Source organism: Streptomyces sp. NPDC006610 (genome assembly GCF_040611575.1).
GTDB lineage: Bacteria > Actinomycetota > Actinomycetes > Streptomycetales > Streptomycetaceae > Streptomyces.
In genome coordinates this window covers 20,010-32,035 of the sequence record NZ_JBEXOP010000008.1, presented here as the reverse complement: position 1 = coordinate 32,035, position 12,026 = coordinate 20,010, and the positions used below count along the sequence as shown (strand labels likewise).

Genomic DNA, 12,026 nt, shown 5'->3' with positions numbered 1-12,026 from the left:
CTCGGTGGGGTCGGTGAAGGGCATGGTGGGAAAGCTAAATCCCCATTAGGTCAGATCGCGTCCTAATGGCGCGGCATCCTCCTCCCATGACGACAGACACCCCGGCCCGGCTCCTGACCCTCCTCTCTCTCCTTCAGACGCCCCGTGAGTGGCCCGGCGGGGAACTCGCCGACCGGCTCGGTGTGTCACGGCGCACGGTCCGGCGGGACATCGACCGGCTGCGGGAGCTGGGTTATCCCGTGGAGTCGAGCAAGGGCGCCGACGGCGGCTACCGGCTCGTCGCGGGCAAGGCGATGCCGCCGTTGGTCCTCGACGACGAGGAGGCCGTGGCGATCGCGGTGGGGCTGCGCGCCGGCGCCGGCCACGCGCTGGAGGGCGTGGACGAGGCGTCGGTGCGGGCGCTGGCCAAGCTGGAGCAGGTGCTGCCCGCCCGGCTGCGCCGCCGCGTCGCTACCCTTCAGGCCGCGACCACCCCGCTGACCAGCGGCGACGGCGCGACCATCGCGCCCGAGACGCTCACCGCGATGGCCTCGGCGGTGGCGGGCCGGGAACGGCTGCGGTTCGCCTACCGGGCCGGGGACGGCAGCGCGTCACGCCGGCTGACGGAGCCGTACCGGCTGGTGTCGACGGGACGGCGCTGGTACCTGGTGGCATACGACCTGGGGCGCGAGGACTGGCGTACGTTCCGCGTCGACCGGGTGAGCGAACCGTTCCCGACCGGGGCGCGGTTCGAGCTGCGCGAACTGCCGGAGGGGAGCGCGGAGGAGTATCTGCGCCGGTCGCTCGGGCACCGGCAGGAGACGTACGACTTCACCGTCACGTTCGCCGCGGACGCGGAGGCCGTCACGGCGGGGCTGCGCGGCTGGCGCGGGGCGGCGCCGGAACCGCTCGGCCCCGGCCGCTGCCGGCTGAGCGGGACGACCGGGGACCCGGTGGAGTGGCTGGCGGTGCGGCTGGCGCTGGTGGGCGCCGACTTCACCGTGGAGGGTCCGGAGAAACTAACCGATTGTGTACGGGAGTTGGGCGGGCGAATGGTGCGGGCCGCCGAAGGATGAGCACCGGATCCGCCCGCGTCCGGCCGTCTCCGGGCCTTCCCGGGCCGTCTCGGGGTCTTTCCGGGCCGTCTCCGGGCCTTTCCGGGCCGTCTCCGGGCCGTCTCGGGGCGGGCGTGGCCGGGCTGATCCTCCGACCGGCCGATGAACTGCCGATGACGCCATCGGCGTGGTTCCCGGCCGCCTCCGCAACCGCCCCCGGCCCGCGGCGACTCCCTTCCGGTGTCCGACACACCTCGCGTAAGGAGCCCTCCGTGAGCGCGACCGCCTTCGAGCACGGCACCGCCGGGACCCGCCTGGACCCGTACGCCCACGGCGACTACCTGCTGCCCCCGCCCCGCCCCGCCGACCGCATCGCCGTCACGGCGGACCGGTACGACCCCATGGCCGCCACCGCCACCCCGCCCCACCGGGCCGCCGTCACGATCGACCCGCGCGACCGGCGCCGTCTCGACCTGCACGCGGCCCTGACGGCGGCCGGCATCCCGCCCCGCCCCGAGGACCGCGAGGCCATCGAGCAGCTCGCCGCCCTCCCCGGCGGCATCAGCGCCAGCATCCGGCGCTGGCTGCACCACACCACCACGCACCCTTGCGCATGAGCGACCGGGCCGACCGATCCGCCCGAGCCGCGAGCCGCCCGACCGCCCGATCCGACCGGGCGAGCGCGGCCACCCGAGCCACGCCGACCGCACTCCCCCACAAGTCGCCTCTCACCCCACCCTCACCCCACCCCTCATCCCCACCTCCCCTCACCCACCCGGCCCATCCCCCCACCCCTCTGACCTGCCCAAACTCCTCGAACCCAGCGCACGCCCGGGCCCCGGAGGGACACTGGGGACATGGGCGACCTCGATCCGCCGAAGCCACTGTCACGCCGATTCCCCGGGAGACCGCAGAGCGCGGCGTCGGCGCGGCGGTTCGTGCGCGCCGCTCTCGGCGGTGTCGCCTCCGAGCTGGCCGACACCGCGCAGTTGCTGGTCAGCGAGCTGGTGACCAACGCGGTGGTGCATGCCCGCACCGACGTCGACGTGGACGTCCTCGTCCGGGACGGCCGGGTGCGGGTGCGGGTCGTCGACGAGCGGCCGGGCAGGGCGCCGGTGCCGCAGCGCTGTCCGCCCTACGCCGGCACGGGGCAAGGGCTGGCCCTGGTGGAGCAGCTGGCCTCGCGGCACGGGGTGGAGACCGGCGAGGCGCACAAGGCGGTGTGGTTCGAGCTGTGGCCCGGCGGGCCCCCGCCGCCCTCCCCGGGCTGGACGGCCGCCTCGCCGAAGCGCTCCTTCGGGGACACGGTGACGCTGATCGACGTACCCAGCGCCCTTTACTCGGCGTGCACGCAGCACCGGCACGCGCTGCTGCGCGAGCTGTCGTTCGCCGCGGCCCTCGGGCACGCCCCCGAGGTGACGGACGGGGACCTCGTCGCCGCGCACGACGTCAGCAACATGATCACCGCCTGTGTCGCGGCGGCGGTGGAGGCGCAGCCGCCCGACGCCGACCTGCGTTCCCTCTCCCTTCCGCTGCCCCGGGACGCGGGGCCGGCGGTGCGCACCCTGCGCCGGGTGCTCGGGCTGGCCGAGGCGGCGGCGCGGGAGGAGCGCCTGCTGACCCTTCCGGCGCTGCCCCGGCTGCGGGCCTTCCAGGACTGGATGTTCGACCAGATCCTCGGCCAGCTCGCCGGCGGCCCGCCCGCCGCCTGGACCGTGGTGCCCCGCGAGCCCGACGCCACTGCGGCGGACCTGGTGCCGTGGGACGCCGCGAACGTACGGGCCGGCCGGATGCCGACCATCGCCGCCGACGACGGCAACCGGATCATCGCGGTCAACAAGGCGGCCGCCGACCTGCTCGGCTGGCAGCCCGACGACCTGCTCGGCCGCAAGCTCACCACGCTCATCCCCGAGCATCTGCGCCGACGGCACATCGCCGCCTTCACCTCGCTGCTGCTCACCGGCCGGACGCACATCGTGGGCCGCTCCGTGCCGCTGCCGGCGCTGCACCGCGACGGTCGGATGGTGCCCGTGCGGCTGGTGATCCAGACGCAGGAGACCGCCGACGGCCGTACCGTCTTCGTCGGCCAGATGAGCCCCCGCGCGACCACCGCGATCGACGCCCCGGCCGTCCGGACCGAGCGCAGCCGGCAGGTCCCGCCCGGCGAGCCCGCCGGCGGCGCCCGGTCCCCGGCGGCCGTACGACGGGAAGCGGGGACCGGCAGCGGGACGTCTGCGGGCGAGGCCGGCATGTCGCCGCTGGAACGGCTGACCCTCCTCGCCGACACCGGCGCCGCGCTGAACGACACCCTGGACCTGGACAGCGGACTGCACAGCGTCGGCCGGCTCATCACCCGGCGGCTGGCCGACTGGTACGCGGTGGACCTGTTCACCGACCAGGCGCAGGTCGAGCGGGTCTGCGTCGTCCTGCGCGATCCCCCCACGCAGCGGCCGGCGGCGTACGAGGGCAGGCTGCCGTCCGTCTCCGACACCTCCCGCGGGCCGCTCGCCCGGGCGCTGCGCGGCGCGGGGCCGCTGCTGCTCGACCGGATCCTGCCGCCCGGCCAGGCCGAGAGCGCGCTGGACGCCCACTACGCGCGGCTGCTGCGGAAACTGGGAACGGACAGCGCGATCGTCGCCCCGCTGCGGGCCCGCCGCAAGATCTTCGGCGCGCTGACGGTGGGCCGTTCCGCGGGCCGGCGGCCGTTCACCGAGGAGGACCTGTCCCTGGTGGACGACCTGGTGCACAGCCTGGCCCTCGGGGTGGACAACTCCCGCCTCTACCAGGAGACCCGCAACATCGCCGAACGCCTGCAGCGCTCCCTGCTGCCGGTGCTCCCGGACATCGACAGCCTGCAGATGGCCGCCCGTTACGCCTCCTCCTCGACCACGGCCCAGGTCGGCGGCGACTGGTACGACTGCTTCCTGCTGCCCAGCGGCGACACGGCGGTCGTCATCGGCGACGTCACCGGGCACAACCTGGACGCGGCGATCGCGATGAGCCAGCTGCGCAGCATGCTCCGCGGCATCGCGGTCGACCGGCAGGAGCCGCCCGAGCTGGTGCTGCGCCGGCTGGATCTGGCCAACCACAGCCTCCACCGGGAGGCCACCGCCACCTGCCTCTACGGCGTCGTGAAAGGCACTCCGGGCGGCCCCTGGGAGCTGCGGCACTCCTCCGCCGGTCATCTGCCGCCGCTGCTGACCACGCGGGAGGGCGGGACCCGCTATCTGGAGGAGGGTGCGGGGCTGTTGCTCGGCATGGACCCGAACATGCCGCGCCGGGCGGCGACCAGCGCGCTGCCGGCCCGATCGACGCTGCTGCTCTACACCGACGGTCTCGTGGAACGCCGGGGCGAGTCGCTGGACGACGCCCTGGACCGGCTCCGCCGGTACACCGCGGAGCTGGCCCGGGAGCCGCTGGAGACGTTCTGCGACGAGCTGCTGATCGGGCTGGGGGCGGACAGCGCCGACGACATCGCGGTGCTCGCGCTGCGGCCGACGCCGGTGTGAGCCGCCCACCTGCCGTACAGCGTCGTACGCGGTCGTCCCGGCGTCACGTCCAGGGGAAGTCGCGCAGGGCCTCGAGGTTGCGCAGCGCCAGTTCCGCGGGCCCGTCGGGGCCGGTCGCCGGGGCGGTTCCGGACGCCCAGGACTCGACGGCCACCCGCACCGCCGCGCCCGCCACCGCCGCCGCGAACCGCAGCCGGGGGGTGACGGGCGGGACCGGCGTGACGGGATGGCGTACGGCAACGTTGTCGTCACGGTGCGTGCACGGCGTCGTCCGGGCCGCCAGCGCCTGGGACAGGGTGTCCTCCGAGGCCTGGCACACCTCGGCCCACACCTTGCGCAGGGCGGGGCTGGTGTGGGCGAGGTGGACGAGGGTGCGGACCCACTCCCAGGAGGCGGCGGAGACTCCCGCGCCGGGGGTGAGGGTGTGGCGCACCGCGTGTTCCAGGGCCTCGGTCACCGGCAGGTGGGCCGGGGCGTCGCGGAGGGCCTCGGCCCAGCGCTGGGCGCCGGCCGCGTAGAGGGGCGCGACGGCCTCCTCCTTGGTGGCGAAGTAACGGTAGAAGGTGCGCGGGGCGATGCCGGCGGCCTGGGCGATGTCCTCGGCGCGGGTGGCGCGCAGCCCGTTCCGTACGAAGAGGGCCGCCGCGGCGCGGGCGATCTCCATCCGGGTCGCCGCCTTGCGCCGTTCGGTGAGGGAGAGGGAGGCCGGGGCTGCCGGTGCGGGGGTGGCCGACGCGAGGTCGGCCGGTTCCCGGGGTTTGCGTGCCGGCGGATTCGGTGCTTGGGTCGTGCTCACGCCCGGCAGGGTATGCCGGTGTGGCACAATCTGCCATCCGGCGGGCCACCCCGGTGTTCAGGTACGGGGTGCCCCGCCGCTCGGCGTGCTCTCGCCGCGGCTCCGGTAGGCCCGTGCGACGACGCCCCCACCGCCCGACGGAGAAAGAGCCGGGCTCCGACGCCCGGGGGAAGACGTCGAAGCCCGGCTCGGGGAGCGTCCCGCCGCCGGGGGGAGTGCGTCGGGACGTGGCTCTCGTACGTGGCCGGTGGGCCGGGGGTGGGCCCGGAAGTCTTGTTCCCCCGCCCCTGGCCCTTGAAGCGACGTTACAGCGCCATTGTTCGCGCGGCCTTTGGCCACCGGCGCACGCGCCCGCGCGGGGTGTGCGCCCGTCGGCGCGCCGGTCGGTGGTGGAGCCGGTGCCGTCGGTACCTCGGTCGGTGCCGGAGCCGGTCGCCGTCGGTACCTCGGTCGGTGCCGCAGCCGGCCGGTGCCGCAGCCCGTGGCCGTCGGTGCGGCAGCCGATGCGACCGGCCGGTCAGGCGACCGCGTCGAACCCGGTGTCGCGGGCGAGCTTCTTCAGCTCCAGCAGCGCGTGCTTCTCGATCTGCCGGATGCGCTCGCGCGTCAGTCCGTGCTCCTTGCCGACCTCGGTCAGCGTGCGCTCCCGGCCGTCGTCGATGCCGTAGCGCATCTTGATGATGGAGGCCGTGCGCTGGTCGAGGCGGCCGATCAGGTCGTCCAGTTCCTCGCTGCGCAGCAGCGTGAGCACCGACTGCTCGGGCGACACCGCGGAGGTGTCCTCGAGCAGGTCGCCGAACTGCGTCTCGCCCTCGTCGTCGACCGACATGTTCAGCGAGACCGGGTCGCGCGCCCAGTCGAGCACGTCGATGACGCGCTCCGGCGTCGAACCCAGCTCGGCGGCGATCTCCGCGGGCTCCGGGTCGCGCCCGTGCTCGCGGTTGAACTCGCGCTGCACACGCCGGATCCGGCCCAGCTCCTCCACCAGGTGGACGGGGAGCCGGATAGTGCGCGACTGGTCGGCTATGGAGCGGGTGATGGCCTGGCGGATCCACCAGGTGGCGTACGTGGAGAACTTGAAGCCCTTGCGGTAGTCGAACTTCTCGACCGCGCGCACCAGGCCGGCGTTGCCCTCCTGGATCAGGTCGAGCAGCGGCAGACCGCTGCGCGGGTACCGGCGGGCCACGGCGACGACGAGGCGGAGGTTGGAGCGGATGAAGACGTCCTTGGCCCGCTCCCCCTCGGCGACCAGGGCCTCCAGCTCCTCACGGCTGGCGTCCGCCTTGGACTCCTCGTAGCCGTCGAGGACCTGCTGCGCGAACACACCCGCCTCGATGATCTGGGACAGCTCGACCTCCTTGGCGGCGTCGAGCAGCGGTGTACGCGCGATCTCGTCGAGGTACATGCCGACCAGATCGCGGTCCGCGATCTCGCCGCCATGGGCGCGAACACTGCTGGCCGCGTCGACGGTCTCGCCGGCGGCGGACGTACGACGGGCGACGGCACGGGTTGCCATGCGTGCTCCCTTGCGATGTGAGGTCAGCGGGTGGTCCGTGGATGCTCGACATCGACCCCGGACGGTCCCTGCCTTGTCTGCTTCGGAACTCTCCCCGGGTGCCCTGCATCCGATGGAAACAACGACTGGAATCAGGACAGAATTCCCAACCCACCCATCGATTTTTCTGATCATGCAGTACCCTGTCGGCCCACACGAGGAGGCACGATGGCGTCGGGACGCACGGAGGTGCAGGTCAGGCCGGGTATCGAGGCGGATCTCGCGCCCCTCACCGACCTGTACAACCACTACGTCCGTGAGACGCCCATCACATTCGACACCGTCGCCCTCACTCCTTCGGAGCGCCGCTCGTGGCTGCTCTCCCACCCTGTAGACGGACCGCACCGGTTGATGGTTGCCACGGAGGCGGACCCACAGCGGATTCTGGGTTACGCGACCTCGGGGCCGTTCCGCGCCAAGCCCGCCTACGCCACCTCCGTCGAGGTCTCCGTGTACCTCGCCCCGGACGCGGTGGGCCGGGGCGTCGGAACGCTGCTGTACGAGGCCCTGTTCGAGGCGCTGTCCGGTGAGGACGTGCACCGGGCGTACGCCGGGATCGCACAGCCGAACGAGGCGTCCGCGCGGCTGCACGAACGGTTCGGCTTCCGGCACGTCGGCACCTACCGGGAGGTGGGCCGCAAGTTCGGCCGCTACTGGGACGTGGCCTGGTACGAGAAGGAGCTCTGAGCCGCTCCGGGCCGCTCGGGACGACCCCGAGCCGCCCGCTCGCCCCCCGCTCGTCCGTTCGGGACGACTCCGAGCCGCCCGCTCGCCCCCGCTCGTCCGCCCGCACCGGCCTCCTCGCCCCGGTCCTCAGCCGAACTGCACCGACCGCTTCGCCAGCCCCATCCAGAACCCGTCGATCACCGACCGGTGCTCGTCCAGTTCGCCGGCCGCGTCGGCGGCGCCCAGGGTCACGAACAGCGGGGCGAAGTGCTCGGTGCGCGGGTGGGCGAGCCGGCCCGCCGGGGACTTGCGGGTGAAGTCGAGCAGCGCGTCGACGTCGCCGTCCTCCAGCGCGCGCCGGCCCCAGTCGTCGAACTCGGCCGACCAGGCGGGCACGCCGCCCTGGCGCAGCGCGGCGAGGTTGTGGGTGAAGAAGCCGGACCCGACGACGAGCACGCCCTCGTCGCGCAGGGGCGCGAGCCTGCGGCCGATCTCCATCAGCCGCACCGGGTCGAGGGTCGGCAGGGAGATCTGGAGGACCGGGATGTCGGCCTCGGGGAACATCTCGACGAGCGGGACGTACGCCCCGTGGTCCAGGCCCCGGTCGGGGATGTCCTGGACGGGCGTGCCGGGGGCGCGCAGCAGCTTCCGCACGGCTTCGGCGAGCGCGGGCGCGCCCGGGGCGTCGTAGGTCACGCGGTAGTAGTGCTCGGGGAAGCCCCAGAAGTCGTGGACCAGCGGGACGCGGGTGGTGGCGCCGAGGGCGAGCGGGGCCTCCTCCCAGTGGGCGGAGACCATGAGGATCGCCTTGGGGCGGGGCAGGCCGGCGGCCCAGGCGGCGAGCTGGCCGGGCCAGACGGGGTCGTCGGCGAGGGGCGGTGCGCCGTGGCTGAGGTAGAGGGCGGGCATGTGCTCCGGCGCGGCGGCGGCAGACATGACGGCGGCTCCCTGGTCGAGGGACCGGCCGGTCGGCCCGTGGGGCCGCGGGTCGACCGATCCTTGAAGTCTCAAGCATGATGACGACGGTGACGACCCTACACCGGCCTTGTTGAACTCTCAAGTGTTCCGTGGGGCTCTATTTAAACTTTCAACCAGCGACATAGGGTGGACCCATGAACAGTGCGAACTGGCTCACCGACGGGGAACAGGCGGTCTGGCGCGCCTTCATCGAGTCGGTCACCCTCCTGGAGGACCACCTCGACCGGCAGCTCCAGCGCGACGCGGACATGCCGCACATCTACTACGCCCTGCTCGTCCAGCTCGCCGAGTCGCCCGACCGCCGGCTGCGGATGACCGAGCTGGCGATGCGCGCGAAGATCACCCGTTCCCGTCTCTCGCACGCCGTCGCACGTCTGGAGAAGAAGGGCTGGGTGCGCCGGGAGGACTGCCCCTCGGACAAGCGGGGCCAGTTCGCGGTGCTGACCGACCGGGGCGCGGAAGTCCTGCGGCAGGCGGCGCCGGGCCATGTCGCCGCCGTGCGCCAGGCGGTGTTCGACCGGCTCACCCCGGAACAGCAGAAGGCCCTCGGCGAGATCATGCGGATCATCGCCGAGGGCCTTCAGCCGGCCGAAGTGGGCGCCGACCTGCCCTGGCTCCGTTAGGGAGTGTCCGACACCCCTGGACCCCAGGACCGGTCCGCTCACGGACGGGGCGTCCCCTTCCCCGTCCGTCCCCCCGTCGTACGGAACGTCAGTGCACGGCCACCGGAACCGCGAACTGCTCCTCCTCGGCGCCCTCCGCGGAGCCGCCGAGCGCGGTGCCGCCCGGGCGGCCGGCGTTGATGAAGGTCACCGCGATGCCCGCGGCGACGACCAGGATGCCGACGGCGAACCAGATGGCGCTGGTGTAGCCCTCGACCATGGCGTTGAGCTGGACCAGCTGTTGAGCGGAGGGCGTGGTCGCCGAGGCGCTGTGGGTGTCGACGTACGCCGCCGTCGCCGAGGCGGCGATGGTGTTCAGCAGGGCCGTGCCGATCGCGCCGCCCACCTGCTGCGAGGTGTTGACCATCGCGGAGGCGACACCGGAGTCACGCGGCTCCACACCGTGCGTGGCCAGGGCCATCGCCGGCATGAACGCGGTGCCCATGCCGAGGCCGAGCAGCAGCATCGCCGGCAGCAGCAGGGCGGCGTACGACGAACCGATCTCCATCCGCGTCAGCAGCAGCATGCCGATCGCGGCGACCAGGAAGCCCGGGCCCATCAGCAGGCGCGGGGCGACGCGGGTCATCAGCCGGGCGCCGATCTGGGTGGAGCCGGTGATCATGCCCACGATCATCGGGAGGAAGGCGAAGCCGGTCTTGACCGGCGAGTAGCCCTTGACGACCTGGAGGTAGTACGTGAGGAACAGGAACAGGCCGAACATCGCGATGATCGCGAGGCCGAGGGAGAGGTAGACGCCGGCCCGGTTGCGCTCGGTGATGACGCGCAGCGGCAGCAGCGGGGCCTTGACCTTCGCCTCGACGAACACGAACGCGGCGAGCAGGACGGCGGACGCGACGAACATGCCGACCGTCACCGAGTCGCTCCAGCCCTCGGCCTCGGCGCGGGTGAAGCCGTAGACCAGCGCGACCAGGCCGAGCGTGGAGAGGATCACGCCGGGGATGTCGAGCGAGGAGCGGTTGCGGCCGCCCGCGGGCTCGTGGATGACGAACCAGGCGCCGGCCGCCGCGACCACGGCGAACGGGATGTTGACGTAGAAGGTCCAGCGCCAGTCCAGGTACTCGGTGAGGAAGCCGCCGAGGATCAGGCCGACGGCGCCGCCGCCGCCCGCGATCGCGCCGTAGATGCCGAACGCCTTGGCGCGCTCCTTGGCGTCCGTGAACATCACGGCGAGCAGGGAGAGCGCGGCGGGCGCGAGTATCGCGCCGAAGACGCCCTGGAGGGCGCGGGCCCCGAACATCATGGCCTCGTTGACGGCGGCGCCGCCCAGCGCGGAGGCCACGGCGAAGCCGGCGAGACCGATCACGAAGGCGCGCTTGCGGCCCCACAGGTCGGCAATGCGTCCGCCGAACAGCAGCAGACCGCCGAAGGCGAGGGCGTAGGCCGTGACGACCCACTGGCGGTTGCCGTCCGAGATCCCCAGGTCCTGCTGGGCGGACGGCAGCGCGATGTTCACGATGGTGGCGTCGAGGACGACCATCAGCTGGGCGAGCGCGATGAAGACGAGCGCCTTCCAGCGCAAGGGGTCGGCGGCCGGGGCCGCTGCAGGAGCGCCGGGGACGACGGCGCGGGGTGTTTCAGGCATGGCTGTACCCACTTCGGAGCTTCGGAACGTGAAATCTTCGGGACGTGATCGGAGCGTGAACGCTTCGGGACTGCTCGGGCGGAAATCGGAGCTTCGTCGGGACCAGGACTTCGTTGGGCGAAACGGGACTTCGTCGGACGAAAAGCGGAAGAAGCGTAGGGCGAACCGGACGCGGGACGCGGACTGCTGGCTCAGGCGCGGCGAAGGGCCTCCATGGTCACGGGCCTGCCCGTGAGCAACGTGGGGGCCGGCGCCCGCAGTCCGTCCAGGAACAGCTGCAGGTGACGGTGGACGAAGCGGTCGATGCTGAGGCAGGCGGCACCCGCCGGAGGCCGGCTGAGCTGGGCGATGACGATCATCAGATCGCCGACGTCCACATCGGGACGCAGCTGCCCGGCGGCCTTGGCACGGTCCATGACCTCCTGCACCAGCGCCTCGACCCGGGTGCGGGCCGCCTCCAGTTCGGGGTGGTGCGCGTCGAAGGTGCTGGCGATCATCGGGCACAGGGCGCTGATCCGCTCGTCGGCGGCCGTGTGCACGAAGCTCTCCAGTGCCGCGAAGGCGTCCCCGTGGTCGGCCAGCGCCTGCTCGGCGGCATGGGCCGTGCGGTCCATGACGGAGCAGACGACCTCACGGACGAGGGCGTCGCGGTCCGGGAAGTTGCGGTACACCGTGGCGTTGCCGACGCCGGCCCGGCGGGCGATCTCGTCCAGCGGCACATCGGGGCCGAGCTCGACGAACATCTCCCGGGCGGCGGTGACGATGCGCTCCCGGTTGCGCAGGGCGTCGGCGCGCGGCCGGGGCACCTTGCGGCGTGCGGGGGCGGCGGCGTTCACGGCGTACTCCTCGAGTGGTCTGGGTGGTCTTCCCAGGGCGATCGGAACGAGTGTCGCGGCGATCCGGGGAGCAGCTCCCCGTTTCGTCCGGACGCAGGGTTAAACGGGGATCGAGTCCCCGGTTATTTCCCGCATTCGAGGTGACCTGAGTCACACCCGCCCGAAGCTCGACGCACGCCGCCTTCCGACGCCCGGGACCACACCCACACCCGCCTCGCCCGAGGCCCGGGACCACGCCCCCCCGCACCCCCTCCCACCTGCCCCTCCCTCCTCCCACTCCCCCTTTCGCGTGATCGCCCGAACGGTCTCCCCCAGCGCGCGCCCGCGACACGCCCCGCACAGGGTGAGGAGAGGGTGCAGCCGGGAGAACGGTGGCTGCCTGGAGCG

The 12,026-nt window shown here is 73.1% G+C and carries 10 protein-coding genes; 5 read left to right on the top strand and 5 right to left on the bottom strand.

Annotated elements, in window-relative coordinates; all coding sequences use genetic code 11:
• The first annotated feature begins 86 nt into the window (after nt 1–86).
• From ABZY13_RS08725 to ABZY13_RS08715, 3 genes are all read left to right on the top strand, one after another.
• Entirely contained in the window at nt 87–1,055 is a 969-nt protein-coding gene (locus tag ABZY13_RS08725; RefSeq protein WP_356628208.1) for a YafY family protein, read from the top strand.
• 251 nt (nt 1,056–1,306) lie between these two features.
• The gene (locus tag ABZY13_RS08720; RefSeq protein WP_356628206.1) at nt 1,307–1,651 is read left to right on the top strand and encodes a hypothetical protein; all 345 of its coding nucleotides are present in this window, start codon (nt 1,307–1,309) and stop codon (nt 1,649–1,651) included.
• Between the two features lie 240 nt (nt 1,652–1,891).
• Nucleotides 1,892–4,543: a SpoIIE family protein phosphatase gene (locus tag ABZY13_RS08715; protein ID WP_356628204.1), complete on the top strand. Its 2,652-nt coding sequence runs from the start codon at nt 1,892–1,894 to the stop codon at nt 4,541–4,543.
• Nucleotides 4,544–4,586: 43 nt separating this feature from the next.
• On the opposite strand, the gene ABZY13_RS08710 is transcribed toward ABZY13_RS08715, so the two are convergent.
• Nucleotides 4,587–5,207, bottom strand: coding sequence for a TetR family transcriptional regulator (locus tag ABZY13_RS08710; RefSeq protein ID WP_356628503.1), 621 nt, complete (start codon nt 5,205–5,207; stop codon nt 4,587–4,589).
• A gap of 649 nt (nt 5,208–5,856) precedes the next feature.
• Nucleotides 5,857–6,855: a sigma-70 family RNA polymerase sigma factor gene (locus ABZY13_RS08705; protein ID WP_356628202.1), complete on the bottom strand. Its 999-nt coding sequence runs from the start codon at nt 6,853–6,855 to the stop codon at nt 5,857–5,859.
• A gap of 207 nt (nt 6,856–7,062) precedes the next feature.
• Between ABZY13_RS08705 and ABZY13_RS08700 the strand changes: the two genes are divergently transcribed.
• Nucleotides 7,063–7,581 carry an N-acetyltransferase family protein gene (locus tag ABZY13_RS08700; protein ID WP_356628200.1) on the top strand — a complete coding sequence of 173 codons (519 nt, stop codon included), beginning with the start codon at nt 7,063–7,065 and terminating at the stop codon, nt 7,579–7,581.
• Between the two features lie 126 nt (nt 7,582–7,707).
• Here the strand turns inward: ABZY13_RS08700 and ABZY13_RS08695 are convergent, their stop codons facing one another.
• On the bottom strand, nt 7,708–8,469 hold the full coding sequence (locus tag ABZY13_RS08695; RefSeq protein ID WP_356628501.1) for a class III extradiol ring-cleavage dioxygenase: 762 nt from the start codon (nt 8,467–8,469) through the stop codon (nt 7,708–7,710).
• Between the two features lie 203 nt (nt 8,470–8,672).
• Between ABZY13_RS08695 and ABZY13_RS08690 the strand changes: the two genes are divergently transcribed.
• Nucleotides 8,673–9,161, top strand: a complete 489-nt coding sequence (locus tag ABZY13_RS08690; protein WP_356628198.1) for a MarR family transcriptional regulator — start codon at nt 8,673–8,675, stop codon at nt 9,159–9,161.
• Between the two features lie 88 nt (nt 9,162–9,249).
• Here the strand turns inward: ABZY13_RS08690 and ABZY13_RS08685 are convergent, their stop codons facing one another.
• Together ABZY13_RS08685 and ABZY13_RS08680 are read right to left on the bottom strand one after the other, a co-directional pair.
• On the bottom strand, nt 9,250–10,803 hold the full coding sequence (locus ABZY13_RS08685) for an MFS transporter (protein ID WP_356628196.1): 1,554 nt from the start codon (nt 10,801–10,803) through the stop codon (nt 9,250–9,252).
• Nucleotides 10,804–10,994: 191 nt separating this feature from the next.
• A complete protein-coding gene (locus ABZY13_RS08680; RefSeq protein ID WP_356628194.1) occupies nt 10,995–11,639 on the bottom strand; it encodes a TetR/AcrR family transcriptional regulator in 645 nt (214 codons plus the stop codon).
• Nucleotides 11,640–12,026 lie beyond the last annotated feature (387 nt).

Coding starts and splice junctions, on each gene's coding strand:
- ABZY13_RS08715 (WP_356628204.1), top strand. CDS start 1,892: ATGGGCGACCTCGATCCGCCGAAGCCACTGTCACGCCGATTCCCCGGG.
- ABZY13_RS08710 (WP_356628503.1), bottom strand. CDS start 5,207: ATGGAGATCGCCCGCGCCGCGGCGGCCCTCTTCGTACGGAACGGGCTG.
- ABZY13_RS08690 (WP_356628198.1), top strand. CDS start 8,673: ATGAACAGTGCGAACTGGCTCACCGACGGGGAACAGGCGGTCTGGCGC.
- ABZY13_RS08685 (WP_356628196.1), bottom strand. CDS start 10,803: ATGCCTGAAACACCCCGCGCCGTCGTCCCCGGCGCTCCTGCAGCGGCC.
- ABZY13_RS08705 (WP_356628202.1), bottom strand. CDS start 6,855: ATGGCAACCCGTGCCGTCGCCCGTCGTACGTCCGCCGCCGGCGAGACC.
- ABZY13_RS08700 (WP_356628200.1), top strand. CDS start 7,063: ATGGCGTCGGGACGCACGGAGGTGCAGGTCAGGCCGGGTATCGAGGCG.
- ABZY13_RS08725 (WP_356628208.1), top strand. CDS start 87: ATGACGACAGACACCCCGGCCCGGCTCCTGACCCTCCTCTCTCTCCTT.
- ABZY13_RS08695 (WP_356628501.1), bottom strand. CDS start 8,469: ATGCCCGCCCTCTACCTCAGCCACGGCGCACCGCCCCTCGCCGACGAC.